The sequence below is a fragment of the Pseudomonas sp. LBUM920 genome, assembly GCF_003852315.1.
GTDB lineage: Bacteria > Pseudomonadota > Gammaproteobacteria > Pseudomonadales > Pseudomonadaceae > Aquipseudomonas.
Map to the genome: position 1 here is coordinate 6,103,149 of NZ_CP027762.1, position 23,812 is coordinate 6,126,960.

29 protein-coding genes are annotated in these 23,812 nt (G+C 61.1%); 18 read left to right on the forward strand and 11 right to left on the reverse strand.

The genetic code is table 11. The annotated features are described in order from the left end of the window. Positions 1-46: 46 nt before the first annotated feature. A complete protein-coding gene (gene pilG, locus C4J83_RS28375) occupies positions 47-454 on the reverse strand; it encodes a twitching motility response regulator PilG (protein ID WP_106575669.1) in 408 nt (135 codons plus the stop codon). Between the two features lie 239 nt (positions 455-693). On the opposite strand from pilG, the gene gshB reads away from it, so the two are divergent. The 7 genes from gshB to C4J83_RS28415 all read left to right on the forward strand — a co-directional run bounded on the left by gshB (position 694) and on the right by C4J83_RS28415 (position 6,807). Then, a complete protein-coding gene (gshB, locus tag C4J83_RS28380) occupies positions 694-1,647 on the forward strand; it encodes a glutathione synthase (protein WP_106575670.1) in 954 nt (317 codons plus the stop codon). 76 nt (positions 1,648-1,723) lie between these two features. After that, positions 1,724-2,629, forward strand: a complete 906-nt coding sequence (locus tag C4J83_RS28385; protein ID WP_106575671.1) for an energy transducer TonB — start codon at positions 1,724-1,726, stop codon at positions 2,627-2,629. A gap of 295 nt (positions 2,630-2,924) precedes the next feature. Then, positions 2,925-3,494, forward strand: a complete 570-nt coding sequence (locus C4J83_RS28395) for a YqgE/AlgH family protein (protein ID WP_106575672.1) — start codon at positions 2,925-2,927, stop codon at positions 3,492-3,494. Then, the gene (gene ruvX / locus C4J83_RS28400; RefSeq protein WP_003195067.1) at positions 3,494-3,931 is read left to right on the forward strand and encodes a Holliday junction resolvase RuvX; all 438 of its coding nucleotides are present in this window, start codon (positions 3,494-3,496) and stop codon (positions 3,929-3,931) included. The genes C4J83_RS28395 and ruvX overlap by 1 nt, the downstream gene beginning before the upstream one ends. A gap of 72 nt (positions 3,932-4,003) precedes the next feature. Beyond that, positions 4,004-4,510, forward strand: a complete 507-nt coding sequence (gene pyrR, locus C4J83_RS28405; protein ID WP_106575674.1) for a bifunctional pyr operon transcriptional regulator/uracil phosphoribosyltransferase PyrR — start codon at positions 4,004-4,006, stop codon at positions 4,508-4,510. A gap of 24 nt (positions 4,511-4,534) precedes the next feature. Then, positions 4,535-5,539 (forward strand): aspartate carbamoyltransferase catalytic subunit, encoded by a 1,005-nt coding sequence (locus tag C4J83_RS28410; RefSeq protein ID WP_106575675.1) that lies wholly within the window; start codon positions 4,535-4,537, stop codon positions 5,537-5,539. Beyond that, the gene (locus C4J83_RS28415; protein WP_106575676.1) at positions 5,536-6,807 is read left to right on the forward strand and encodes a dihydroorotase; all 1,272 of its coding nucleotides are present in this window, start codon (positions 5,536-5,538) and stop codon (positions 6,805-6,807) included. The genes C4J83_RS28410 and C4J83_RS28415 overlap by 4 nt, the downstream gene beginning before the upstream one ends. Positions 6,808-6,952: 145 nt before the next feature. On the opposite strand, the gene C4J83_RS28420 is transcribed toward C4J83_RS28415, so the two are convergent. After that, positions 6,953-7,381 (reverse strand): NINE protein, encoded by a 429-nt coding sequence (locus C4J83_RS28420; RefSeq protein ID WP_119737451.1) that lies wholly within the window; start codon positions 7,379-7,381, stop codon positions 6,953-6,955. A 249-nt stretch (positions 7,382-7,630) separates the two neighbouring features. On the opposite strand from C4J83_RS28420, the gene C4J83_RS28425 reads away from it, so the two are divergent. After that, complete coding sequence (locus C4J83_RS28425; protein WP_106575678.1) at positions 7,631-8,269, forward strand: C40 family peptidase; 639 nt, start codon at positions 7,631-7,633, stop codon at positions 8,267-8,269. Positions 8,270-8,409: 140 nt separating this feature from the next. Here the strand turns inward: C4J83_RS28425 and C4J83_RS28430 are convergent, their stop codons facing one another. Then, positions 8,410-9,444, reverse strand: a complete 1,035-nt coding sequence (locus C4J83_RS28430) for a type IV pilus twitching motility protein PilT (RefSeq protein ID WP_119737449.1) — start codon at positions 9,442-9,444, stop codon at positions 8,410-8,412. Positions 9,445-9,501: 57 nt separating this feature from the next. On the opposite strand from C4J83_RS28430, the gene C4J83_RS28435 reads away from it, so the two are divergent. The 9 genes from C4J83_RS28435 (at position 9,502) to C4J83_RS28475 (ending at position 16,242) form a co-directional block, all read left to right on the forward strand. Next, the gene (locus tag C4J83_RS28435; RefSeq protein WP_124418661.1) at positions 9,502-10,188 is read left to right on the forward strand and encodes a YggS family pyridoxal phosphate-dependent enzyme; all 687 of its coding nucleotides are present in this window, start codon (positions 9,502-9,504) and stop codon (positions 10,186-10,188) included. Positions 10,189-10,221: 33 nt separating this feature from the next. After that, positions 10,222-11,040 carry a pyrroline-5-carboxylate reductase gene (gene proC / locus C4J83_RS28440; RefSeq protein ID WP_124418662.1) on the forward strand — a complete coding sequence of 273 codons (819 nt, stop codon included), beginning with the start codon at positions 10,222-10,224 and terminating at the stop codon, positions 11,038-11,040. Between the two features lie 35 nt (positions 11,041-11,075). Next, positions 11,076-11,663, forward strand: coding sequence for a YggT family protein (locus C4J83_RS28445; protein ID WP_106575682.1), 588 nt, complete (start codon positions 11,076-11,078; stop codon positions 11,661-11,663). 222 nt (positions 11,664-11,885) lie between these two features. Next, positions 11,886-13,025 carry a homoserine O-succinyltransferase MetX gene (metX, locus tag C4J83_RS28450; protein WP_106575683.1) on the forward strand — a complete coding sequence of 380 codons (1,140 nt, stop codon included), beginning with the start codon at positions 11,886-11,888 and terminating at the stop codon, positions 13,023-13,025. Positions 13,026-13,032: 7 nt separating this feature from the next. Further along, complete coding sequence (gene metW / locus C4J83_RS28455; protein ID WP_003213768.1) at positions 13,033-13,653, forward strand: methionine biosynthesis protein MetW; 621 nt, start codon at positions 13,033-13,035, stop codon at positions 13,651-13,653. A gap of 21 nt (positions 13,654-13,674) precedes the next feature. Then, positions 13,675-14,109, forward strand: coding sequence for a DUF4426 domain-containing protein (locus C4J83_RS28460; protein WP_106575685.1), 435 nt, complete (start codon positions 13,675-13,677; stop codon positions 14,107-14,109). Further along, positions 14,106-14,702, forward strand: coding sequence for an RdgB/HAM1 family non-canonical purine NTP pyrophosphatase (gene rdgB, locus C4J83_RS28465; protein WP_119737443.1), 597 nt, complete (start codon positions 14,106-14,108; stop codon positions 14,700-14,702). Before C4J83_RS28460 ends, rdgB begins: the two co-directional genes overlap by 4 nt. Next, positions 14,699-15,901: a radical SAM family heme chaperone HemW gene (hemW, locus tag C4J83_RS28470; RefSeq protein WP_124418663.1), complete on the forward strand. Its 1,203-nt coding sequence runs from the start codon at positions 14,699-14,701 to the stop codon at positions 15,899-15,901. The genes rdgB and hemW overlap by 4 nt, the downstream gene beginning before the upstream one ends. Before the next feature lie 17 nt (positions 15,902-15,918). After that, the gene (locus C4J83_RS28475; RefSeq protein WP_016972961.1) at positions 15,919-16,242 is read left to right on the forward strand and encodes a DUF3392 domain-containing protein; all 324 of its coding nucleotides are present in this window, start codon (positions 15,919-15,921) and stop codon (positions 16,240-16,242) included. 144 nt (positions 16,243-16,386) lie between these two features. Here C4J83_RS28475 and trmB read toward each other — a convergent pair whose 3' ends face one another. From trmB to C4J83_RS28495, 4 genes are all read right to left on the reverse strand, one after another. After that, entirely contained in the window at positions 16,387-17,112 is a 726-nt protein-coding gene (trmB, locus tag C4J83_RS28480) for a tRNA (guanosine(46)-N7)-methyltransferase TrmB (protein WP_106575687.1), read from the reverse strand. 9 nt (positions 17,113-17,121) lie between these two features. Then, on the reverse strand, positions 17,122-17,916 hold the full coding sequence (locus C4J83_RS28485) for a thiazole synthase (protein ID WP_015886353.1): 795 nt from the start codon (positions 17,914-17,916) through the stop codon (positions 17,122-17,124). Positions 17,917-17,981: 65 nt separating this feature from the next. Then, complete coding sequence (gene thiS, locus C4J83_RS28490) at positions 17,982-18,182, reverse strand: sulfur carrier protein ThiS (protein ID WP_015886354.1); 201 nt, start codon at positions 18,180-18,182, stop codon at positions 17,982-17,984. Positions 18,183-18,253: 71 nt separating this feature from the next. Then, positions 18,254-18,631 carry a DUF423 domain-containing protein gene (locus tag C4J83_RS28495; protein WP_106575688.1) on the reverse strand — a complete coding sequence of 126 codons (378 nt, stop codon included), beginning with the start codon at positions 18,629-18,631 and terminating at the stop codon, positions 18,254-18,256. Between the two features lie 74 nt (positions 18,632-18,705). Here C4J83_RS28495 and mtgA point away from each other — a divergent pair, with 74 nt between their 5' ends. After that, positions 18,706-19,428: a monofunctional biosynthetic peptidoglycan transglycosylase gene (mtgA, locus tag C4J83_RS28500; protein WP_124418664.1), complete on the forward strand. Its 723-nt coding sequence runs from the start codon at positions 18,706-18,708 to the stop codon at positions 19,426-19,428. Between the two features lie 146 nt (positions 19,429-19,574). Here mtgA and rpoH read toward each other — a convergent pair whose 3' ends face one another. The 4 genes from rpoH to ftsY form a co-directional block, all read right to left on the reverse strand. Further along, positions 19,575-20,429 carry an RNA polymerase sigma factor RpoH gene (gene rpoH, locus C4J83_RS28505; RefSeq protein WP_003176698.1) on the reverse strand — a complete coding sequence of 285 codons (855 nt, stop codon included), beginning with the start codon at positions 20,427-20,429 and terminating at the stop codon, positions 19,575-19,577. A 128-nt stretch (positions 20,430-20,557) separates the two neighbouring features. Beyond that, positions 20,558-21,580: a permease-like cell division protein FtsX gene (gene ftsX, locus C4J83_RS28510; RefSeq protein WP_106575690.1), complete on the reverse strand. Its 1,023-nt coding sequence runs from the start codon at positions 21,578-21,580 to the stop codon at positions 20,558-20,560. Continuing rightward, positions 21,577-22,248, reverse strand: a complete 672-nt coding sequence (ftsE, locus tag C4J83_RS28515) for a cell division ATP-binding protein FtsE (RefSeq protein WP_003213784.1) — start codon at positions 22,246-22,248, stop codon at positions 21,577-21,579. Before ftsE ends, ftsX begins: the two co-directional genes overlap by 4 nt. Next, complete coding sequence (ftsY, locus tag C4J83_RS28520; protein WP_124418665.1) at positions 22,245-23,681, reverse strand: signal recognition particle-docking protein FtsY; 1,437 nt, start codon at positions 23,679-23,681, stop codon at positions 22,245-22,247. Before ftsY ends, ftsE begins: the two co-directional genes overlap by 4 nt. Positions 23,682-23,812 lie beyond the last annotated feature (131 nt).

Sequence of the window (23,812 nt, forward strand, 5' to 3'; positions counted from 1 at the left end):
GGTTTTCCCCACTACATTGGTGGACGCCGGCCCTTGTGAGGCGGTGTCAGTGTGCTTGTTCTACTGCGGCGAAGCCGGGCACGTAGGCCTTGATCGCGCTCAGCAGTTCTTCCTTGCTGAAAGGCTTGGTCAAAAACTGATCGACACCCACGATGCGCCCCTTGGCCTTGTCGAACAGGCCGTCCTTGGAGGACAACATGATCACCGGAATCGACTTGAACGCCGGGTTGTTCTTCACCAGCGCGCAGGTTTGATAGCCATCCAGGCGCGGCATCATGATGTCGACAAAGATAATGTGCGGGTGATGATCAACAATCCGGGCCAGTGCATCGAAACCGTCGATGGCCGTGATGACTTCGCACCCCACGTTCTTCAACAGGGTCTCGGCGGTGCGGCGGATCGTTTTCGAATCGTCGATCACCATCACTCTCAAGGCGTTGGAATGCTGTTCCATATCTGCTCTACCATCGCCACAGCGAATCGGTTTTCGGTGTGTACTGCCTGATGTTGCACAGGATGAGCGCTGCAAGCCTTGGAATTCAAGGGCTGCTGCACCGTGGGAGTCTTTTTAGCACAGTCTCCGGGCGCAATCTATCGAGCAACCGGCCAGGTGGTTTTTCCTTGACCCACAACAGCCGCAGCGCCACTCTGACGCCACTTTTATGCGCCCTAATTTGCTAGAGGAAATCCCCCATGAGCGTTCGCGTCGGCATTGTCATGGACCCTATTGCCAGCATTTCCTATAAAAAGGACAGTTCGCTGGCCATGCTCCTGGCCGCCCAGGCCCGCGGCTGGACGCTGTTCTATATGGAGCAGCCGGACCTTTACCAGGGCGACGGCGAGGCCCGCGCACGCATGCGCCCGCTGCAGGTGTTTGCCAACCCTGAAAAGTGGTTCGAGCTTGCGGATGAAATCGATAGCCCCTTGAGCGATCTGGACGTGATCCTGATGCGCAAGGACCCGCCGTTCGACATGGAATTCGTCTACTCCACTTACTTGCTGGAACAGGCCGAGCGGGCTGGCGTGCTGATCGTCAACAAACCGCAAAGTCTGCGCGACTGCAATGAAAAGCTGTTCGCCACCCTGTTCCCACAGTGCACGCCGCCTACCGTAGTGAGCCGCCGCGCCGACGTGTTGCGTGAATTCGCCGCCAAGCACGGCGACGTGATCCTCAAGCCGCTGGACGGCATGGGCGGCACGTCGATCTTCCGCCACCGCGCCGGCGACCCTAACCTGTCGGTGATCCTGGAAACCCTGACCGCGCTGGGCACCCAGCAGATCATGGGCCAGGCTTACATTCCGGCGATCAAGGACGGCGACAAACGCATCCTGATGATCGACGGCGAGCCGGTGGATTATTGCTTGGCGCGTATCCCTGCCGCAGGCGAGACCCGTGGCAACCTGGCAGCCGGCGGTCGCGGTGAAGCGCGACCGCTGTCGGACAAGGACCGTTGGATCGCTTCCCAAGTCGGCCCAACCCTGCGCGAAAAAGGTCTGCTGTTCGTAGGACTGGACGTAATTGGTGAGAATCTCACCGAAATCAACGTCACCAGCCCGACCTGCATTCGCGAGATCGACAACGCATTTGGCACGAACATCGGCGAAATGTTGATGGCAGCCATCGAGCGCAAGCTGCAAGCCAAGTGACATAGAACAGCCGGACACACACCAACATTGCGTTATCATGCGGCACCTGTGAAACGCGCGATGTTGGTTTTTTGTCATGACGCTCCCGCCCGATCTGCCCCCCGAACTCTCCCACAGCGGCGTGCGCCCGGCTGATCGGCTCGGATTTACCCTGTTTCTGGCAGCGCTGATCCACCTCGCCTTGTTACTCGGTCTGGGTTTCACCTTTGCCGAGCCCAAGCAGATCACCAAAACCCTGGAAATCACCCTCGCCACGTTCAAGAGCGAAAAAAAGCCGGAAAAGGCTGACTTTCTCGCCCAGGACAATCAGCAAGGCAGCGGCACGCTCGACAAAAAGGCCGTGCCCAAGACCACCGAAGTGGCGCCGTTCCAGGACAACAAGGTGAATAAAGTCACCCCGCCGCCGACGCCCAAGCCTGAGGTCAAGCAGGCCGCGCCCAAGGCCGCCGTGACCACTGTTGCGCCGAAACCGCAAAAAGCCCCGACCCAGCGCGAGAAAACCAAGACCGAGCCGCAGCCCGAGCCGGTCAAGCCGGCGCCGACCTTCGACAGCTCACAGCTCTCCGACCAGATCTCCAGCCTCGAAGCCGAACTGGCCAACGAACAACAGTTGTACGCCAAGCGCCCGCGCATCTATCGCCTGAACGCCGCCTCGACCATGCGCGACAAAGGCGCCTGGTATAAGGACGAATGGCGCAAGAAGGTCGAACGCATCGGCAACCTCAACTACCCGGACGAAGCCCGGCGCCAGCAGATCTATGGCAATTTGCGCTTACTGGTGTCGATCAACCGCGACGGTTCGTTATATGAAGTGCAGGTGCTGGAGTCGTCCGGCCAACCGTTGCTGGACCAGGCGGCCCAGCGCATCGTGCGCCTGGCCGCGCCTTTCGCGCCGTTTACCGGCGACTTGAACGACATAGACCGCCTGGAAATCATCCGCACTTGGAAGTTTGCCCGCGGTGATCGGCTTTCCAGTAACTGATCGTTCCTACACCCTGCCAAAGGCTGCGTGCCAGTGTGGCGAGCGGGGCTGTCGTGGCGAGCGGGCTTTTCGTGGCGAGCGGGCTTGCCCCGCGTTGGGCTGCGAAGCGGCCCCCAACAGGGCCACCGCGCGCTGCCTGAAAGACCACAGCACCAGATTTCAAGGCCGCTTCGCGCCCCAACGCGAGGCAAGCCCGCTCGCCACAACAAGCCTACCCGCCACGGCAAGCCCGCTTACCACAATTAGCGTTTGCCGCAGCTTGTCAGTTCGCCCCTCCGACGCCACACTAGCGGACATGAAAAATGTCAGCCCGACCTACCTCAAGCACCAATTCCTGATCGCCATGCCCCATATGGCCGACCCGAACTTTGCGCAAACCTTGACCTACATCGTCGAGCACACGGCCAATGGTGCCATGGGGTTGGTGGTGAACCGCCCGCAAGAGTTGAACCTGGCCGACATTCTTGAGCAACTGCGCCCCGAGATCGACCCGCCGGCGCGCTGCCAAAACGTACCGATCTACATCGGCGGGCCGGTGCAGACCGACCGTGGTTTTGTGCTGCACCCCACCGGGCCGAAGTTCCAGGCCACGGTCGACCTCGAAGGTGTGTCGTTGTCCACGTCACAGGACGTGTTGTTCGCCATCGCCGACGGCGTGGGGCCTGAGCAAAGCGTGATCACCCTCGGCTACGCCGGCTGGGAAGCCGGGCAACTGGAAGCCGAACTGGCCAGTAATGCCTGGCTGACCTGCCCGTTCGACGCCGACATTCTATTCAACACCGCCAGCGAGCTGCGCCTGGAAGCGGCGGCAGCCAAGTTGCGGGTCAACCTCAACCTGCTGACCAGCCAGGCGGGGCACGCCTGATGGCCTTGCGCTTGATCCTCGGTTTTGACTACGGCACCAAACAGATCGGCGTAGCGGTCGGCCAGGTGATTACCGGCCAGGCCCGCGAGTTGTGCACCTTGAAGGCCCAGAACGGCGTGCCGGACTGGAACCAGGTCGAGGCCCTGATCAAGGAGTGGAAACCCGACGCCGTCGTGGTCGGCCTGCCCTTGAACATGGACGGCACCCCCAGCGACATGTGCCTGCGCGCCGAAAAGTTCGCCCGCCGCCTCAATGGCCGCTACAACCTGCCCTTCTATACCCACGACGAGCGCCTGACCACCTTTGAAGCCAAGGGTGAGCGCCGTGACCGTGGCGGGCAGAAAGGCAGCTACCGCGACAACCCGGTGGACGCCATCGCCGCCGCCCTGCTGTTGCAGGGTTGGCTGGATGAAAACACCGCTTTATTTGAATCCTGACTGACGCGGCTTGCCGCGTCTTTTTACGTTTGAGCCCGGACCTTGCCTGCGCGAGGCCTTGAAGGAGCCACCATGAGCCTGCCCAATCCCGCCGACCTGATCAGCCAGATGGCGATTCGCCTCAAGGCGCACCTGCAACACCGTGCCATCAGCGAACCGCGCTTCATCGGCATTCGCACCGGTGGTGTGTGGGTGGCCCAAGCGTTGCTGGAGGAGCTGGGCAGCGATTCGCCGCTGGGCACGCTGGACGTGTCTTTCTACCGCGACGACTTCAGCCAGAATGGCCTGCACCCGCAGGTGCGCCCTTCAGCCCTGCCGTTCGAGATCGAAGGCCAGCACCTGGTGCTGATCGACGACGTACTGATGAGCGGCCGCACCATCCGCGCCGCCATGAACGAGTTGTTCGATTACGGCCGCCCGGCCAGCGTGACGCTGGTGTGCCTGCTCGACCTGGACGCTGGCGAATTGCCGATCAGCCCGGATGTGGTCGGTGCCACCCTGTCCCTGGAGGCCCACCAGCGGGTAAAATTGTCCGGTCCCACGCCGCTCGAACTCGAACTGCAAGACCTTGCCCTTTAAACCGCCTTGTACAGAGTCCCCGCGATGACGCCTCTAGATGCCAAGCGCCCGCTGCAGCTCAATGCTCAGGGCCAGTTGCAACACTTCTTGTCCCTCGACGGTTTGCCCCGCGAACTGCTGACTGAAATCCTCGACACCGCCGACTCGTTCCTCGAAGTCGGTGGCCGCGCGGTGAAGAAGGTCCCGCTGCTGCGCGGCAAGACCATCTGCAATGTGTTCTTCGAGAACTCCACCCGCACCCGCACCACCTTTGAACTGGCGGCCCAGCGACTGTCGGCCGACGTGATCACACTGAACGTGTCGACCTCGTCGGCGAGCAAGGGCGAGACCCTGCTCGATACCCTGCGCAACCTCGAAGCCATGGCCGCCGACATGTTCGTGGTGCGCCACGGCGACTCCGGCGCCGCACACTTCATCGCCGAGCATGTGTGCCCGAACGTGGCAATCATCAACGGCGGCGACGGCCGTCACGCGCACCCAACCCAAGGCATGCTCGACATGCTGACGATCCGTCGGCACAAGGGCGGTTTTGAAAACCTCTCGGTGGCCATCGTCGGCGACATCCTGCACTCGCGGGTCGCGCGCTCGAACATGCTGGCCCTCAAAGCCCTGGGTTGCCCGGACATCCGCGTGATCGCGCCGAAAACCCTGCTGCCGATCGGTATCGAGCAGTACGGCGTCAAGGTCTACACCGACATGACCGCAGGCCTCAAGGACGTAGACGTGGTGATCATGCTGCGCCTGCAACGCGAGCGCATGGCCGGTGGCCTGCTGCCGAGCGAAGGTGAGTTCTACCGCCTGTTCGGCCTGACCACCGCGCGGCTGGCCGGCGCCAAGCCGGATGCCATCGTGATGCACCCAGGGCCGATCAACCGTGGGGTTGAGATTGAGTCGGCGGTGGCCGACGGCAGCCAATCGGTGATCCTCAATCAAGTCACCTACGGCATCGCCGTGCGCATGGCGGTGTTGTCCATGGCCATGAGCGGGCAAACCGCGCAACGTCAATTCGAGCAGGAGAACGCCCAGTGAAGCTCAGCATTCTCGGCGCCCGAGTCATCGATCCGGCCAGCGGCCTGGATCAAGTTACCGATCTTCACCTGGAAGCCGGCAAGATCCTCGCCATTGGCGCTGCGCCTGCGGGATTCAACGCCAGCGAGACGATCGACGCCAAAGGCCTGGTGGCCGCGCCTGGTTTGGTCGACCTGAACGTCGCCCTGCGCGAACCGGGTTACAGCCGCAAAGGCACCATCGCCAGTGAAACCCGCGCCGCCGCTGCCGGTGGTGTCACCAGCCTGTGCTGCCCGCCGCACACCAAGCCAATCCTGGACACCTCGGCGGTGACCGAGCTGATCCTGGACCGCGCCCGCGAAGCCGGCAATTGCAAAGTGTTCCCCATTGGCGCGCTGAGCAAAGGCCTGGAAGGCGAACAACTCGCCGAGCTGATCGCCCTGCGCGACGCCGGTTGCGTGGCATTCGGCAACGGGCTGGAAAGTTTTCGCAGCACGCGCACGCTGTGCCGCGCCCTGGAATACGCGGCCACCTTCGACCTGACGGTGATCTTCCACTCCCAGGACCGCGACCTGGCCGAAGGCGGCCTGGCCCATGAAGGCGCCGTCGCCAGTTTCCTCGGCCTGCCGGGCATCCCGGAAACCGCTGAAACCGTGGCCCTGGCCCGTGATCTGCTGCTGGTGGAGCAAAGTGGCGTGCGTGCGCACTTCAGCCAGTTGACCAGCGCGCGCGGCGTGGCCCTGATCGCCCAGGCACAAGCGCGCGGCCTGCCGGTGACGGCGGACGTGGCGTTGTACCAGCTGATTTTGACCGATGAAGCGCTGATCGATTTCTCCAGCCTCTACCACGTGCAGCCGCCGCTGCGCACGCTGGCCGACCGCGACGGTTTGCGCGCGGCCGTGAAGTCGGGTGTGGTGTCGGCAATCTCCAGCCACCACCAACCCCACGAGCGTGATGCCAAGCTGGCGCCGTTTGGCGCGACCGAGCCGGGCATCAGCAGTGTCGAACTGCTGCTGCCGCTGGCGATGACCCTGGTGCAAGACGGTCTGCTCGACCTGCCAACGCTGTTGGCGCGCCTGAGTGCCGGCCCGGCTGAGGCCTTGCGGCTACCGGCGGGCAAGGTGGCGGTGGGTTCGGCGGCGGATCTGGTGCTGTTTGATCCGACCAGCTCCACGGTTGCCGGGGAACACTGGCTGTCCAAGGGCGAAAACTGCCCGTTCATCGGCCATAGCCTGCCGGCGACGGTGCGGTACACCTTGGTGGATGGGCGGATCAGCTACCAGGCCTGATAGATCGCAAAATCTAAAGTGGCCACCGTGGGATCTGGCTTGCCTGCGATGCAGGCACCTCGGTCTTTCAGCCAAACCGAGGTGATGCTATCGCGGGCAAGCCCGGCTCCCACATTGCCCGTGCTCGCATTGAATGTATGCGCGCTTATCGGCCGTTGTTGCGCTCGGCATTGCGGATCGAAACCTGCGTATTCAGCGTCCAGAAGTCATACAGCACGCCCACCAGGAACAAACCGCCGGTCAGCAGGTAGATCAGGCCGGTGATCCATTTGCCCTGATACATGCGGTGCAGCCCGAACACGCCCAGGAACGCCAACAGTACCCAGGCCACGTTGTATTCGATCGGCCCGGCGGTAAAACGCAGGTCTGCTTCACGGTCCATGGCGGGGATCAGGAACAAGTCGATCAGCCAGCCGATCCCGAAAAGTCCAAAGGTGAAAAACCAGATCGTCCCGGTCACCGGCTTGCCGTAATAGAAGCGGTGCGCCCCGGTAAAACCGAAAATCCACAGCAGGTAACCGATCACCTTGCTGTGGGTGTCCTGCTGCATCACATCCTGTCGATAGGTGTTCATGGAGTACCTCTTTTGCCTCGATAGATAAATTTTTTCATTTTCTTTGTGACTTTTTTACGGGCGCCCGACGCACGGCAAATGGTATCTTCCTTCCCGCAAAGCCTTATGCCACCTGACCTCTGCAGGACAATAGCGGCAATTCGTCGCGTTTTTCCTGAATTTGACCCCAGGGTTCAGTCGACAAACGGCCTTAGAACGACACAAAAAGCTGTTATAAAGTTGCGCGCAAACCAAAAAGAGCCACGCCTAATGCGACCATTTTTCAAGACATGGCTAACCATCTGCCTATTAATGCCACTGGCCGCCCACGCCACCAATCGTGAGCAACGTCTTCCTAACGTTAACGGTTTCACCCCTAAAGTTCACAGCACACCAGGCACCGCCAAGTCGGTAAAGCTGACCGTCAACCGCCCGACTCAAGTGAGCAAGGCCCACGGTAAAGCAACCGCCGGCCTGATGGCAGTCAACACCAAACAAAGCAGCAACGTCCTCAGCCGCGCGGTTAATGTGCTCGGTACTCCTTATCGTTGGGGCGGCAGCAGCCCAAGTAAAGGGTTCGACTGCAGTGGTTTGGTGAAATATGCGTTTAATGACGTCAAAGCGGTGGATTTGCCACGCACTTCCAACGCCATGGCCGCCGGTCACGGGCTGAAGGTTGATCGTAAAGACCTGAAACCGGGCGACCTGTTGTTCTTCAAGCTCAAGAGCCGCCAGGTCAATCACGTTGCCATCTACCTGGGCAACGACCGCTTCATCCACGCACCGCGTCGTGGCAAGTCGGTAAGCATCGACACACTGAAAAAGCCGTTCTGGGACAAGAACTACGTGATTGCCAAACGGGTTCTGCCGAAAGAGCAGAACAACAACCTGCGGGTTGTGCAGCGCTGATTTCAGTCTGATATGCGGTAACCAATGTGGGAGCGGGCTTGCTCGCGAATGCGTTAGATCGGTCAACCAAGATGGTGACTGACACTGCGCATTCGCGGGCAAGCCCGCTCCCACATTTGATTTTCATTGCCCGCAAGACCTCAAATATCCCCAGGCACCCTCGCCTGCCCCCGCGCATCTTCCCGGCTGATCAGCCCCTCGCTGACCAACGCCTTCAAGCTCATGTCCAACGTTTTCATCCCCAGTGCCCCACCGGTCTGGATCGCCGAGACCATCTGCGCCACTTTGTCTTCGCGGATCAAGTTACGAATAGCCGGTGTCCCCAGCATGATCTCGTGAGCCGCCACCCGCCCGCCGCCGATTTTCTTGACCAGCACTTGCGACACCACCGCCTGCAACGATTCCGAGAGCATCGAGCGCACCATGGCCTTTTCCGCTGCCGGGAACACGTCCACCAGCCGGTCCACGCTCTTTGCGGCCGACGTGGTGTGCAGGGTGCCAAATACCAGGTGCCCGGTCTCAGCGGCGGTCAGCGCCAGGCGGATGGTCTCAAGGTCGCGCAATTCGCCCACCAGAATCACATCCGGGTCCTCACGCAGAGCCGAACGCAGCGCCGCCGAAAAGCTGTGGGTATCGCGGTGCACCTGGCGCTGGTTGATCAAGGCCATTTTCGGCCTGTGGATAAATTCGATGGGGTCTTCGAGGGTGAGGATGTGCTGGCGTCGATGCCCGTTTAAGTAGTCGATCATCGCCGCCAGCGTGGTGGACTTGCCCGACCCGGTCGGCCCGGTGACCAGCACCAGGCCGCGCGGCAGTTGCGCGATCCGCTGGAACACCGCCCCCAGCCCGAGGCTTTCAAGGCTCCGCACCTGGGCGGGAATGGTGCGAAACACCGCCCCCATGCCGCGGTCCTGCTGAAATACGTTCACCCGGAACCGCGCCACGCTCGGCAGTTCAAAGGCAAAATCGGTTTCAAGAGATGTTTTGAAATCCTTTTGTTGGTAGCTGTTGAGCAAAGGGCTCAATAAGTCCGCAACTTGCGGGGGCGTGAGCACCGGGCCTTCCAGCGGCCAGACCTCGCCATCGACACGCAGCATCGGTGCCAGGCCGGCCGACAAATGCAGGTCGGAGGCGCCACGGCGCACGCTGGCCGTCAGCAATTCAGTGATATCCATAGGGCTTTCCATTTCCAGTAGAATGCCGCGGACTCCATATCCACGGGTGCATCTTGAATGTCGACGATAGCAGACAACATTGGCCTGGTTAGCGAGCGGATCCGTGCCGCGGCCCACGCCGTGCAACGTGACGAAAACAGCATCCACCTGCTGGCCGTGAGCAAGACCAAACCCGCGCAAGCCGTGCGCGAGGCCTACGCCGCCGGGATGCACGATTTTGGCGAGAACTACCTGCAGGAAGCCTTGGGCAAACAGGCGCAATTAACCGACCTGCCCTTGAGTTGGCACTTCATTGGCCCCATTCAATCGAACAAGACTCGTGCGATCGCCGAGAACTTCGCTTGGGTACATTCCGTGGACCGCTTGAAAATCGCTCAACGCCTGTCCGAACAACGCCCGGCCGACCTGCCGCCGCTGAACATCTGCATCCAGGTCAACGTCAGTGGCGAAGCCAGCAAATCCGGCTGTACGCCCGCCGATCTGCCGGCTCTGGCCCATGCGATCAGCGCTTTGCCGCGCCTGAAACTGCGCGGCTTGATGGCGATCCCCGAGCCGACTGAAGAGCGCGCCGCACAAGAGGCGGCGTTCGCAGCGGTGAGAGACCTGCAAGCCAGCCTGAATCTGCCGCTGGACACACTTTCCATGGGCATGAGCCACGACCTCGAGTCGGCCATCGCCCAAGGCGCCACCTGGGTGCGGATCGGTACCGCCCTGTTTGGCGCCCGCGACTACGGCCAGCCGTGAAATGGCTGACTTTCCTCTGAATAAGGACCTGTCATGAGCAACACGCGTATTGCCTTAATCGGCGCCGGTAACATGGCGGCCAGCCTGATCGGTGGCCTGCGGGCCAAAGGCCTCGAAGCCTCCCAGATCCGCGCCAGCGACCCGGGCGCCGACACCCGCGCCCGCGTCAGCACTGAGCACGGCATTGAAACCTTTGCCGACAACGCCGAGGCGATCCAGGGCGTTGACGTGATCGTACTGGCGGTCAAGCCGCAGGCCATGAAGACCGTGTGCGAAAGCCTGCGGCCAAGCCTGCAACCGCATCAGTTGGTGGTCTCCATCGCTGCCGGCATCACCTGCGCCAGCATGAACACCTGGCTCGGTGAACAGCCAATCGTGCGCTGCATGCCCAACACCCCGGCGCTGCTGCGCAAGGGCGTGAGCGGCCTGTACGCCACCGCCGAAGTGACGGCCGAGCAACGCGATCAGGCGCAAGAACTGTTGTCCGCCGTCGGCATCGCCGTGTGGCTGGAGCAAGAGCAGCAACTGGATGCGGTCACCGCCGTTTCCGGCAGCGGCCCGGCGTACTTCTTTCTGTTGATCGAAGCCATGACCGCCGCCGGCGTGAAACTGGGCCTGCCACACGAAGTGGCTGAGCAACTGGCTGAGCAAACCGCGCTCGGCGCCGCCAACATGGCCGTCGACAGCGACGTGGACGCCGCCGAACTGCGCCGCCGCGTAACGTCGCCGGGTGGCACTACGCAAGCGGCCATTGAATCGTTCCAGGCCGGTGGCTTTGAAGCCCTGGTGGAAAAAGCCCTGGGTGCTGCGGCACATCGTTCGGCCGAGATGGCCGAGCAACTGGGCAAATAGTCGTCCCCTGCAACTGGACCCGATAGGAAACAAACATGCTCGGAATCAATGACGCTGCCATTTTCATCATCCAGACCTTGGGCAGCCTGTACCTGCTGATCGTGCTGATGCGCTTTATCCTGCAATTGGTGCGGGCGAACTTCTACAACCCGCTCTGCCAGTTCGTGGTGAAAGCCACCCAACCGCTACTCAAACCGCTGCGCCGCGTGATCCCAAGCCTGTTCGGCCTGGACATGTCATCGCTGGTGCTGGCGCTGCTGCTGCAGATTTTGCTGTTTGTGGTGATCCTGATGCTCAACGGCTACCAGGCCTTCACCCCGCTGCTGTTGCCATGGGGCCTGATCGGTATCTTCTCGCTGTTTTTGAAGATCATCTTCTGGTCGATGATCATCAGCGTGATCCTCTCGTGGGTCGCACCCGGCAGCCGTAGCCCTGGCGCGGAGCTGGTGGCCCAGATCACCGAACCGGTGCTGGCGCCGTTCCGTCGGTTGATCCCGAACCTGGGCGGCCTGGATATCTCGCCGATCTTCGCGTTTATCGCGATCCAGCTGCTGCAAAGCTGGGTGATCCCGCGCCTGGCCTACTACGCGTTCATGCCCAAGGAGCTGTTCGGACTGATTTGATTCCTGGCGGATCACTGTGCAAGCCGCTTTTGGGGAAGCTGGCTTGCCTGCGATTGCATCACTGCGGTGTGACTGAAACACCGAGGTGACTGCATCGCAGGCAAGCCAGCTCCCACACAAGCCCCCTCCCACATTTGTATCTTTGTACGGGCGCAGGCCTTTGCTTGCCGCTAGGTGCAGCGGTCTTTAGACTTACGCCTCATTTAAACGAGAGCAGGGTCGATGCCAGCTGCCTTCCCCCCCGATTCTGTTGGACTGGTCGTGCCCCAAGTGGCGCACTTCAGCGAACCGCTGGCCCTGGCCTGCGGCCGTTCGCTGCCGGCCTATGACCTGATCTACGAAACCTATGGCCAACTAAACGCCACGGCGAGCAACGCCGTGCTGATCTGCCATGCCTTGTCCGGCCATCATCACGCCGCCGGTTTCCACAGTGCCGACGAGCGCAAGCCCGGCTGGTGGGACAGCTGCATCGGCCCCGGCAAGCCCATCGACACCAACAAATTCTTTGTGGTCAGCCTGAACAACCTCGGCGGCTGCAACGGCTCCACCGGCCCGAGCAGCCTCAACCCGGAAACCGGCAAACCGTTCGGCGCGGATTTCCCTGTGCTGACCGTGGAAGACTGGGTGCACAGCCAGGCGCGTCTGGCTGACCTGCTGGGCATCGGCCAGTGGGCTGCAGTGATCGGCGGCAGCCTGGGCGGCATGCAAGCGCTGCAATGGACCATCTCCTACCCGGACCGCGTGCGCCATTGCCTGGCAATCGCTTCGGCGCCGAAACTGTCGGCGCAGAACATTGCTTTCAACGAAGTGGCGCGCCAGGCCATCCTCACCGATCCCGAGTTCCACGGCGGCTCGTTCCAGGAAGCGGGCGTAATCCCCAAGCGTGGCTTGATGCTCGCGCGCATGGTCGGGCACATCACTTACCTGTCCGATGACTCCATGGGCGAAAAATTCGGCCGTGGCCTCAAGAGCGAGAAGCTCAACTACGACTTCCACAGCGTCGAGTTCCAGGTTGAAAGCTACCTGCGCTATCAGGGCGAGGAGTTTTCCGGGCGTTTCGACGCCAACACCTACCTGCTGATGACCAAGGCGCTGGACTACTTCGACCCGGCCGCCAACTTCAACGACGACCTGGCGAAAACCTTTGAGGGTGCCAGCGCCAAGTTCTGCGTGATGTCGTTCACCACCGACTGGCGCTTCTCGCCGGCCCGCTCCCGTGAGCTGGTGGACGCGCTGATGGCCGCCAAGAAAGATGTCTGCTACCTGGAGATCGATGCTCCGCAAGGCCATGACGCCTTCCTGATTCCGATCCCGCGCTACCTGCAGGCTTTCAGCAATTACATGAACCGCATAACTCTGTGAGAACGCCATGAGAGCCGACCTGGAAATCATCCAAGACTGGATCCCCGCCGGCAGCCGCGTGCTCGACCTCGGTTGCGGTGATGGCGAACTGCTGAGCTGGCTGCGCGACAACAAGCAAGTCACCGGCTACGGCCTGGAAAATGACCCGGACAACATTGCCCAATGCGTGGCCAAGGGCATCAACGTGATCGAGCAGGACCTGGACAAGGGCCTGGGCAACTTTGCCAGCAACAGCTTCGACATCGTGGTGATGACCCAGGCCCTGCAAGCCGTGCACTACCCGGACCGTATTCTCGACGAAATGCTGCGTGTGGGCCGCCAATGCATCATCACCTTCCCCAACTTCGGCCACTGGCGCTGCCGCTGGTACCTGGCCACCAAGGGCCGGATGCCGGTGTCGGACTTCCTGCCGTACACGTGGTACAACACCCCGAACATCCACTTCTGCACCTTCGAAGACTTCGAAGCCTTGTGCGGAGAGCGTGAGGCCAAAGTCATCAACCGCCTTGCCGTCGATCAACAGCATCGCCACGGCTGGGCGAGTAAGCTATGGCCCAATCTGTTGGGCGAAATCGGGATCTACCGCGTCAGCAGTCCTGGCCTCACGGACCATCAAATTGCCGTCTAACCATTTTCAAGGAGGACGAACATGAGTCGTTTGGCTGTATTTCTACTCACCGCATGCCTGGGCGTCAGCGCCATGGCGGCGGATGCCATCGATGGTAATCGCCAGAAAGAATTCGGCGATATCACGGTGCATTACAACACCCTGACCACGAGTTTCCTGACGCCGGAAATGGCTCAGGAAGCCGGGATCGTACGCAGCAAAGAGCTGGGCATGATCAATGTGTTCGTGAACAAGGGCGTCGAACCGATCGACGCAACCGTCACCGGCACGATCAAAGACCTGGGCGGCAAGAGCGAGATGCTCACGTTCAAGAAAATCATCCAGAACGGCTCCACGCTGTATGTCGCCCAGTACGCGGTGCCACAGCAGGAAACCAAGATTTTCACCATCAATGTTGAAACCGGCGGCAAAGCCCACGGTTTCCAATTCAACCAAGAACTGTTTCCGGCCGACTGATGAACCTCACACAACTCGTACTGGCCAGCCATAACGCGGGCAAACTCAAAGAACTCCAGGCGATGCTCGGTAATTGCGTGCAACTGCGCTCGATCGGCGAGTTCAGCCAGGTCGAGCCGGAAGAAACCGGCCTGTCGTTTGTCGAAAACGCGATTCTCAAGGCCCGCAACGCCGCGCGTATCTCCGGTTTGCCGGCGCTGGCGGATGATTCGGGCCTGGCGGTGGACTTCTTGGGCGGAGCACCTGGCATTTATTCGGCGCGGTATGCCGACGGCAAGGGCGACGCGGCCAACAACGCCAAGTTGCTGGACGCTCTCAAGGACGTGCCGGACGCGATGCGCGGTGCGCAGTTTGTCTGTGTGCTGGCGCTGGTGCGCCACGCCGACGACCCGCTGCCGATCCTCTGCGAAGGCCTGTGGCATGGGCGCATCCTGCATGCGGCCAGTGGCGAGCACGGGTTTGGCTACGATCCGCTGTTCTGGGTGCCGGAGCGTAATGTTTCCAGCGCCGAACTGAGCCCGGCCGACAAGAACCAGATCAGCCACCGCGCCCGCGCAATGGATTTGCTGCGCCAACGCCTGAGCCTGAAATGACCCAGAACACCTCCGCGCAGCCGCTGATCCACGGCGGCGCGCAAACGCCTCGGGCGGCCCTGCCGCACCTGCCGCCCTTGGCGCTGTATATCCACATTCCATGGTGCGTGCGCAAATGCCCGTATTGCGACTTCAACTCCCACACCGCCAGCAAAGTGCTGCCGGAAGAAGAGTACGTGGACGCGTTGCTGGCTGACCTTGATCAAGACCTGCACGCGGTTTATGGCCGTGAACTCAGTTCGATCTTCTTCGGTGGCGGCACGCCAAGCTTGTTCAGCGCTGCTGCGCTGGGCCGTTTGCTCAAGGGCGTGGAAGCACGCATCCCGTTTGCCGACGACATCGAAATCACCCTGGAAGCCAACCCCGGGACCTTCGAGCAAGAGAAGTTCGTGGCCTACCGCGCGCTGGGCATCAACCGCCTGTCCATCGGCATCCAGAGTTTCCAGCAGGAGAAGCTCGAAGCCCTGGGCCGTATTCACAACGGTGACGAAGCCGTGCGCGCCGCCGGCATGGCGCGCCAGGCCGGGTTTGATAACTTCAACCTGGACCTGATGCATGGCTTGCCCGATCAAACCCTGGACGACGCCCTGAGCGACTTGCGCCAGGCCATCGCCCTCAAGCCGACGCACCTGTCCTGGTATCAGCTGACCCTGGAACCCAACACCGTGTTCTGGAACCAGCCGCCCGCGCTGCCGGAAGATGACACGCTGTGGGACATTCAGGAAGCCGGCCAGGCGCTGCTGGCTGAACACGGTTACGCGCAATATGAAGTCTCGGCGTATGCCCAACCGGGCCGCCCGGCGCGGCATAACCTGAATTACTGGAGCTTTGGCGATTTTATCGGCATCGGCGCCGGCGCCCACGGCAAGCTCAGCCACCCGGACGGGCGCATCGTGCGCACCTGGAAGACCCGAGCACCCAAGGACTACCTCAACCCGGCCAAAAGCTTTCAGGCCGGGGCGAAAGAACTGACCAATGAAGAGCTTCCATTCGAGTTCCTCATGAACGCGTTGCGGCTCACCGAAGGCGTCGACGCCACGCTCTACGCCGAGCGCACCGGCCTTGATCTGGCGAGCCTTGACGAGGGCCGCCGTGAGGCAGAACAAAGTGGCTTAATGCAGGTCGAACCGTCACGCCTGGCGGCGACCGACCGCGGGCAACTCTTTCTCAATGACCTGTTGCAGAAGTTTTTGAGCTGACGCTCTAAGGAATTCGAATGGATTTGGTACTCGACCTGCTCGCCACCGTATCCCGCTGGAGCCGAAGTAACCTGTCGGAAATCTCTCTGGCTCTTGTCGGCTGCTTGCTGGTGTTGTTCGGCGCCGATATCAAAGGCTGGGTCGAGGCCCGCCTGGGCAGTATCGCGGGCGCATTGCGCGTCCCCTTGATGGCGCTGGTGTGCATGATCGGCAGCGGTGCGGCGTTGATCTACGCCACGCCATGGATCGTGCGGGGGTTGAGCCAGTTCAATAACTACAGCCTGGCGCCAGTGTTGGTGGTGGTGCTGGTGTTGATTGGCGTAGTCGCAGACCGCCGCTGACTGCCAATCCAACGGGGATACAAATGTGGGAGCGGGCTTGCTCGCGAAAACGGTGTGTCAGTCACCTTACAGGTCGACTGATTCAGCGCCTTCGCGAGCAAGCCCGCTCCCACTTTTTTGACCGTATTCCACGCTAATGGCTTGTCAGTCGACCTTCTCAAACTTCAGATCCCAAACGCCATGCCCCAACCGCTCGCCGCGGCGCTCGAACTTGGTGATCGGACGCTCAGCCGGGCGTGGCACGCATTTGCCGTCCTCGGCCAGGTTGCGATAGCCAGGGGCGACGTTCATCACTTCCAGCATGTACTCGGCGTACGGTTCCCAGTCGGTCGCCATGTGCAGGATGCCACCGACTTTAAGCTTGCTGCGCACCAGCTCCGCGAACGAAGCCTGGACGATGCGACGCTTGTGGTGACGGGCTTTGTGCCACGGGTCCGGGAAGAACAGCATCAGGCGATCGAGGCTGTTGTCGGCGATGCAGCGGTTGAGCACTTCAATCGCGTCGCAGTCATAGACCCGCAGGTTAGTCAGGCCTTGGGTCAGCACGCCGTTGAGCAACGCGCCGACACCCGGACGGTGTACTTCCACACCGATGAAGTCCTGCTCCGGCGAGGCCGCGGCCATTTCCAGCAAGGAGTGACCCATGCCGAAACCGATTTCCAGGGAACGCGGGGCCGAACGGCCAAACACCTGGTCGTAGTCCACTGGCGCGTCGGCCAATGGCAAAACGAACAGCGGCGTGCCCTGCTCCAGGCCCTTTTGCTGGCCTTCGGTCATACGGCCCGCGCGCATCACAAAGCTCTTGATGCGGCGGTGCTTGGACTCGTCGCCCTCTTCCACGGTGTTCGGCGTTTCGTTTGATTCAGTCATCAATAGCTCTTACTTGATCAGACCATCCAGCGGCGAAGAGGCGCTGGCATAGAGTTTTTTCGGCATACGGCCGGCGAGGTAGGCCAGGCGGCCCGCGACGATCGCGTGGTTCATGGCTTCAGCCATCATGATCGGCTGCTGGGCATGAGCGATGGCCGAGTTCATCAGCACCGCATCGCAACCCAGCTCCATGGCAATGGTGGCGTCGGAGGCAGTGCCTACGCCCGCGTCCACCAGTACCGGAATCTTGGCTTCTTCGAGGATGATCTGCAGGTTGTACGGGTTGCAGATACCCAGGCCGGAACCGATCAGACCGGCCAGTGGCATCACGGCAATGCAGCCGATTTCTGCCAGTTGGCGGGCAATGATCGGGTCATCGCTGGTGTAAACCATCACGTCGAAGCCTTCCTTGACCAGCGTTTCGGCGGCCTTCAGGGTTTCGATCACGTTGGGGAACAGGGTTTTCTGGTCGGCCAGCACTTCCAGCTTCACCAGGTTGTGGCCGTCGAGCAGCTCACGGGCCAGGCGGCAGGTGCGCACGGCTTCGATCGCGTCGTAGCAACCGGCGGTGTTCGGCAGGAAGGTGTAGCGGTCCGGCGACAGCACTTCGAGCAGGTTCGGCTCGCCCTCGATCTGCCCGAGGTTGGTGCGGCGCACGGCGAAGGTAACGATCTCGGCGCCCGAGGCTTCGATGGCCAGGCGGGTTTCTTCCATGTCGCGGTACTTGCCGGTGCCGACCAGCAGACGGGACTGGTAGGTACGACCGGCCAGAACGAAGGGCTTGTCGCTACGAACGATGCTCATGGGAAATCCTCGAGGTGGGATGAGGTTCTGCAGAATGCGGGTTGGCGCGCTGGCGCGCCGGGCGACTAACCGCCGCCGATGGCATGGACCACTTCGACCTGATCACCTTCGGTGAGCGCGGTCTCGGCGTGCAGGCTACGCGGGACGATATCCAGGTTGAGCTCCACTGCGACGCGACGCCCGGTCAAGTCCAGACGGGTCAGCAGGGCCGCAACGGTTTCACCGTCGGGCAGTTCAAAGGATTCGCCGTTCAACTGAATGCGCATGCCACGGGCCGCCATCGTTTTTAGGGGCCAGCATTCTAGCCCGATTGGCGTTGTCGGCCCAAGCCCCTCGGTCAGATGACCTGCAGGCGCCATGCGGTGAGGCCGAGAAAGAACCAGCCCAACAGGAATGCCAGCCCACCAAACGGCGTAATGATGCCGAGCTTGCTGATGCCGGTCAGTGTCAGTGCATACAAGCTGCCGGAAAACAGCAGGATACCGACGGTAAACGAGATGCCCGCCCAGCTGACCAGCCGGCCAGGAATGTGCGCGGCCAGCAGCGCCACGCCGAACAGCGCCAGGGCGTGCACCAGTTGGTACGTCACGCCGGTATGGAAGATCGCCAGGTACTCGGCGCTCAAGCGGTTTTTCAGGGCATGAGCAGCAAAAGCGCCGAGGGCAACGCCGGTGAAGCCGAAAAAGGCAGCCAGCATCAGAAAGCTACGCAGCATGAGGAACTCCAGTCAGACTCAAAGGGCCGGGTCTGTATAATGGCCCGCTCAACGGGTTCGGCCAAGCCATCTCTATGCTGCGTCTCCTCTTCAAGCGTTTTCTCAAAGTCGTGAAATGGTTTGCCATCGGCAGTGTGCTGCTGGTGTTGCTGTTTCGTGTCGTGCCGCCACCGTTCACCGCATTGATGGTGGAGCGCAAGGTCGAATCCTGGGTCGACGGCGAGCCGATTGACCTGCAACGCACGTGGGTGGCGTGGGACGAGATCTCCGACGACCTCAAAGTGGCGGTGATGGCCGGTGAAGACCAGCGCTTCCCGCAGCATTGGGGCTTTGATTTTAACGCGATTCAAGCGGCGCTGCTGCACAACGAACGCGGCGGTTCGATTCGCGGCGCCAGCACCCTGAGCCAGCAAGTGTCGAAAAACCTGTTTCTGTGGACCGGCCGCAGTTACCTGCGCAAAGGCCTGGAGGCCTGGTTTACCGGGTTGATCGAGGTGTTCTGGCCCAAGCAACGGATTCTTGAGGTGTACCTCAACAGCGTCGAATGGGATGAAGGTGTGTTCGGCGCCGAAGCGGCGGCTCGGCATCACTTTGGCGTGAGTGCCAAAGGGCTTTCCCGTCAGCAGGCCAGTTACCTGGCGGCGGTGTTGCCGAACCCACGGGTATGGAGCGCCAGCCATCCAACCGCCTATGTGGCGCGACGGGCTGCCTGGATTCGCCAGCAGATGAGCCAGTTGGGGGGCGATAGTTATCTGGTCGAACTGAACAATTCGCGCAAGGCACCCTGGTCCGACTGATACCCACTGACGCAACACAAAAACAAATGTGGGAGCGTGCTTGCTCGCGAATACGGTGGTTCAGTCAACATTTGCGATGACTGACACTGCGCTTTCGCGAGCAAGCCCGTTCCCACATTCGATCGTGGTATTTCCGAAACCAGCGTTTAGGCGGCGATGGACAGTTTCAGCTTGTTCATCGCGCTTTTCTCAAGCTGACGAATCCGCTCGGCCGACACGTTGTACTTCTGCGCCAAGTCGTGCAGCGTGGCTTTTTCTTCTGCCAGCCAGCGCTGGTAGAGGATGTCACGGCTGCGGTCGTCCAACACTTCCAGCGCTTCGTGCAGGTTGTGGTTGGAGTTGTCGCTCCAGTCCGCATCTTCCAGTTGACGCGCCGGGTCGTACCGGTGGTCTTCCAGGTAGTTGGCCGGCGACTGGAAGGCGCTGTCGTCGTCCGCTTCGGCGGCCGGGTCGAATGCCATGTCATGGCCGGTCAGGCGGCTTTCCATCTCGCGCACTTCACGCGGCTCTACACCGAGGCTTTCGGCCACACGGTGGACTTCCTCGTTGTTCAGCCACGCCAGGCGTTTCTTCTGGCTGCGCAGGTTGAAGAACAGCTTGCGCTGGGCTTTGGTGGTCGCGACTTTCACAATGCGCCAGTTGCGCAGGATGAACTCGTGAATTTCCGCCTTGATCCAGTGCACAGCAAACGACACCAGACGCACACCCATTTCAGGGTTGAAGCGTTTTACAGCCTTCATCAGGCCGACGTTGCCTTCCTGAATCAGGTCAGCCTGGGCCAGACCGTAGCCGCTATAGCTACGGGCGATATGTACGACAAAACGCAGGTGGGCGAGCACCATCTGCCGAGCCGCCCCCAAATCCTGCTCATAGTAGAGACTCTCGGCCAGTTCACGCTCCTGCTCGGGCGTCAGCAATGGAATGCTGTTGACCGTGTGCACATAGGCCTCCAGGTTCGCACCCGGGACCAGAGCATAAGCAGGTTGCAAAGAAGTGGTCATACGAAAAAACCTCCGACTCACATAACTCGTGCAGTTCAGCACTGCGAAAATTGACCGGGAACCGTAGGACAAGTTCCCTAACCACTGATACGGTCAATACAAACGAAACCACATTAATCTGACATTAACTACTTCGGCGCCAGCTCACGTAAGTGACGAGCGACCGCAATCCACGCACCGATATACCCCAACAATACCGCGCCAAGCAAGAGTGACAGCCCATCGGCAACCGGCACGCCGGCCAGGGCAAAATCGCTGCCGTACAAGCCGGCAAGCCCGACTACCGCGTCGTTCAGCCAGTCAAGGCCAAAAGCCAGCACGCCCCAGGACAAAATCCCGGCACCAAAGCCATAAAGCGCGCCCATGTACAGAAAAGGACGACGCACATAGCTGTCCGTGCCGCCGACCAGTTTAATCACTTCTATCTCGGTGCGACGGTTTTCAATATGAAGACGAATGGTATTACCTATCACCAAAAGTAATGCAGACACCAACAACACCGTCAGGCCGAACACAAAGCGGTCGCCCAGCTTGAGAATCGCGGCAAGACGCTCTACCCAGACTAGATCAAGTTGCGCCTGTTGTACCTTCGGCATCTCTGCGAGTTTTTGTCGCAGGGCCTCCAGCGCCGGCTTGTCGACTTCATTTGGCGTTACCAACACCACGCCCGGCAGCGGGTTCTGCGGCAACTCTTTGAGCGCCTCACCCAGGCCGGATTGCTGCTGGAACTCCTCAAGCGCCTGGTCGCGACTGATGTACTCGGCGTCCGCCACACCCGGCAGGTTCTTGATGTCATCACGCAAGTTCTCGCCATCTTTGGCGCTGGCGTCGAGGTTCAGGTACAGCGAAATCTGCGCCGCACGCTGCCAGGAACCACCCAGGCGCTCGACATTATTAAGAAGCAGCGACAAACCCATCGGCAGGCTCAGTGCCACGGCCATCACCAGGCAGGTGAAAAAGCTGCCAATGGGTTGCTTGCCCAGGCGGCGCAGGCTGTCGAGCAGGCTGGCGCGATGGCTTTCGATCCAGGCGCGCAGCAGCGTGCCGAAGTCCGGACCGTCGTCCTCGTCGCGTTTTTTCTTCTGCGGCTGCGGGTCGGCGGCTTTAGGCGCCACACGCTCGGATACTTTAGGGCTGCGTGTTGCACTCATACGCCGGCCTCCCCATCACCAATCAGGCGGCCGCGTTGCAGGGTCAGCATGCGGTGGCGCATGCGCGCAATCAGCGCCAGGTCGTGACTGGCGATCAGCACGCTGGTGCCCAGGCGATTGATATCTTCGAATACGCCCATGATCTCGGCCGCCAGGCGCGGGTCGAGGTTACCGGTAGGTTCGTCCGCCAGCAGCAAGGCCGGGCGGTGAACAATCGCGCGGGCGATGCCGACGCGCTGTTGCTGGCCGGTGGACAAATCGCCCGGATACAGGTCTGTCTTGTCCGACAGCGCCACACGCTCCAGGGCCGAGTCCACCCGCTTGACGATCTCGGCCTTGGACAGCCCGAGAATCTGCAACGGCAGCGCAATGTTGTTGAACACGGTGCGATCAAACAGCAACTGGTGATTCTGGAACACCACGCCAATCTGACGGCGCAGGAACGGAATCTGTGCATTGCTGATGGTGGCCAGATCCTGGCCCGCCAGCAGCAACTTGCCGGTGGTCGGGCGTTCCATGGCCAGCAGCAGCCGCAACAGCGTACTTTTGCCCGCGCCCGAATGACCAGTTACAAACAAGAATTCGCCACGACGCACTCGAAAGCTCAGCTCATGCAAGCCCACATGCCCGTTGGCGTAGCGTTTACCGACCTGTTCGAATCGAATCATGAACGCTCCCGCTCGGCGAAAAGTGCCTGTACAAAGGGTTCGGCTTCAAAGGTGCGCAGGTCGTCGATACCTTCACCGACGCCGATGTAACGAATCGGCAACCCGAACTGTTTGGCCAGGGCGAAGATCACGCCGCCCTTGGCCGTGCCGTCGAGCTTAGTCAATGCCAGGCCGGTGAGTTGCACCGTCTGGTTGAATTGTTTGGCCTGGCTGATGGCGTTCTGGCCGGTGCCGGCGTCAAGCACCAGCAACACTTCGTGCGGCGCGTCGGCGTCGAGCTTGCTGATGACGCGGCGGACCTTTTTCAACTCTTCCATCAAGTTGTCTTTGGTGTGCAGACGACCGGCGGTATCGGCAATCAATACGTCGATGTTACGGGCCTTGGCGGCTTGCACGGCGTCGAAGATGACGGACGCGGAGTCGGCGCCGGTGTGCTGGGCGATGACCGGAATCTTGTTGCGCTCACCCCACACCTGCAGCTGCTCCACGGCTGCGGCGCGGAAGGTGTCGCCGGCGGCGAGCATGACTTTCTTGCCTTCCGACTGCAGCTTCTTGGCCAGCTTGCCAATGGTGGTGGTTTTACCGGCGCCGTTGACACCGACGACCAGGATCACGAACGGCTTGTTCGGCGTGATCACCAGCGGCGCTTCCACGGGTTTGAGCATCGCGGCCAGTTCAGCCTGCAGCGATTTGTAGAGCGCGTCGGCGTCGGTCAGTTGTTTGCGCGCAACCTTCTGCGTCAGGCTCTGGATGATCACCGCAGTGGCTTCGACGCCCACGTCGGCGGTCAGCAGACGGGTTTCGATGTCTTCCAGCAGCTCGTCATCGATGACCTTTTTGCCCAGGAACAGACTGGCCATGCCTTCGCCGATGCTGGCGCTGGTCTTGCTCAGACCTTGCTTGAGGCGGGCAAAGAAGCCGGTTTTGCTGGTTTCAGCGGCAGCGGCGACCGGCTCCGGGGCAGCGGGCGGCTCGATCACGGCAGGCGCGGCAACGACGACAGGCGCGGGCGCTGGCGCGGGCTCAACAACTGCTGGCGCAGGCGTTTCGATGACAGGTGACGACTCGACCACAACGGCCACCGGCTCGACCGCGAGCGGAATCGGCGGCGTCACGTGCTCAGCCTGCACATCCTCGACCAGTGCCACAGGTTCTTCGGCAACCGGCAGCTCAAGCCACGGCTTGTGTTCAGGCTCAGGTTCCGGCACCTCCTCAACCACCGGCTGCAACACCGGCTCGGCCATCGGCAACACCACCGGTGCCGGGATTTCAGCAACCGGTTCGGCGTCAACTATAGGTTCGGGAATCGGCTCAGGCTGAACCTGTGGCTGTTCGACGACGGTTTCCTGCGGCTTTTTGCGCAGCCATCCGAACAGGCCTTTTTTCTCGCCAGCCGCAGCTGGGTTCTTCTTGTCGTCGTTGGAACCAAACATGGAGGACGGCTATCTCAAAGTAGCGATGCGCCAGGGCGCCTCGGTAAATAAATTCGATGCAGAACAGACTGCTTTAACGCTCGCTTGTTCATGCGCAACATTCTGCAAGGCGTAAATAAAGGCCTCAACAA

What these genes read in the sequence shown, in the direction of transcription:
- pilG (WP_106575669.1), bottom strand. Translation starts at nt 454, where the DNA reads ATGGAACAGCATTCCAACGCCTTGAGAGTGATGGTGATCGACGATTCG.
- gshB (WP_106575670.1), top strand. Translation starts at nt 694, where the DNA reads ATGAGCGTTCGCGTCGGCATTGTCATGGACCCTATTGCCAGCATTTCC.
- C4J83_RS28385 (WP_106575671.1), top strand. Translation starts at nt 1,724, where the DNA reads ATGACGCTCCCGCCCGATCTGCCCCCCGAACTCTCCCACAGCGGCGTG.
- C4J83_RS28395 (WP_106575672.1), top strand. Translation starts at nt 2,925, where the DNA reads ATGAAAAATGTCAGCCCGACCTACCTCAAGCACCAATTCCTGATCGCC.
- ruvX (WP_003195067.1), top strand. Translation starts at nt 3,494, where the DNA reads ATGGCCTTGCGCTTGATCCTCGGTTTTGACTACGGCACCAAACAGATC.
- pyrR (WP_106575674.1), top strand. Translation starts at nt 4,004, where the DNA reads ATGAGCCTGCCCAATCCCGCCGACCTGATCAGCCAGATGGCGATTCGC.
- C4J83_RS28410 (WP_106575675.1), top strand. Translation starts at nt 4,535, where the DNA reads ATGACGCCTCTAGATGCCAAGCGCCCGCTGCAGCTCAATGCTCAGGGC.
- C4J83_RS28420 (WP_119737451.1), bottom strand. Translation starts at nt 7,381, where the DNA reads ATGAACACCTATCGACAGGATGTGATGCAGCAGGACACCCACAGCAAG.
- C4J83_RS28425 (WP_106575678.1), top strand. Translation starts at nt 7,631, where the DNA reads ATGCGACCATTTTTCAAGACATGGCTAACCATCTGCCTATTAATGCCA.
- C4J83_RS28430 (WP_119737449.1), bottom strand. Translation starts at nt 9,444, where the DNA reads ATGGATATCACTGAATTGCTGACGGCCAGCGTGCGCCGTGGCGCCTCC.
- C4J83_RS28435 (WP_124418661.1), top strand. Translation starts at nt 9,502, where the DNA reads ATGTCGACGATAGCAGACAACATTGGCCTGGTTAGCGAGCGGATCCGT.
- proC (WP_124418662.1), top strand. Translation starts at nt 10,222, where the DNA reads ATGAGCAACACGCGTATTGCCTTAATCGGCGCCGGTAACATGGCGGCC.
- C4J83_RS28445 (WP_106575682.1), top strand. Translation starts at nt 11,076, where the DNA reads ATGCTCGGAATCAATGACGCTGCCATTTTCATCATCCAGACCTTGGGC.
- metX (WP_106575683.1), top strand. Translation starts at nt 11,886, where the DNA reads ATGCCAGCTGCCTTCCCCCCCGATTCTGTTGGACTGGTCGTGCCCCAA.
- metW (WP_003213768.1), top strand. Translation starts at nt 13,033, where the DNA reads ATGAGAGCCGACCTGGAAATCATCCAAGACTGGATCCCCGCCGGCAGC.
- C4J83_RS28460 (WP_106575685.1), top strand. Translation starts at nt 13,675, where the DNA reads ATGAGTCGTTTGGCTGTATTTCTACTCACCGCATGCCTGGGCGTCAGC.
- hemW (WP_124418663.1), top strand. Translation starts at nt 14,699, where the DNA reads ATGACCCAGAACACCTCCGCGCAGCCGCTGATCCACGGCGGCGCGCAA.
- C4J83_RS28475 (WP_016972961.1), top strand. Translation starts at nt 15,919, where the DNA reads ATGGATTTGGTACTCGACCTGCTCGCCACCGTATCCCGCTGGAGCCGA.
- trmB (WP_106575687.1), bottom strand. Translation starts at nt 17,112, where the DNA reads ATGACTGAATCAAACGAAACGCCGAACACCGTGGAAGAGGGCGACGAG.
- C4J83_RS28485 (WP_015886353.1), bottom strand. Translation starts at nt 17,916, where the DNA reads ATGAGCATCGTTCGTAGCGACAAGCCCTTCGTTCTGGCCGGTCGTACC.
- thiS (WP_015886354.1), bottom strand. Translation starts at nt 18,182, where the DNA reads ATGCGCATTCAGTTGAACGGCGAATCCTTTGAACTGCCCGACGGTGAA.
- C4J83_RS28495 (WP_106575688.1), bottom strand. Translation starts at nt 18,631, where the DNA reads ATGCTGCGTAGCTTTCTGATGCTGGCTGCCTTTTTCGGCTTCACCGGC.
- mtgA (WP_124418664.1), top strand. Translation starts at nt 18,706, where the DNA reads ATGCTGCGTCTCCTCTTCAAGCGTTTTCTCAAAGTCGTGAAATGGTTT.
- rpoH (WP_003176698.1), bottom strand. Translation starts at nt 20,429, where the DNA reads ATGACCACTTCTTTGCAACCTGCTTATGCTCTGGTCCCGGGTGCGAAC.
- ftsX (WP_106575690.1), bottom strand. Translation starts at nt 21,580, where the DNA reads ATGAGTGCAACACGCAGCCCTAAAGTATCCGAGCGTGTGGCGCCTAAA.
- ftsE (WP_003213784.1), bottom strand. Translation starts at nt 22,248, where the DNA reads ATGATTCGATTCGAACAGGTCGGTAAACGCTACGCCAACGGGCATGTG.
- ftsY (WP_124418665.1), bottom strand. Translation starts at nt 23,681, where the DNA reads ATGTTTGGTTCCAACGACGACAAGAAGAACCCAGCTGCGGCTGGCGAG.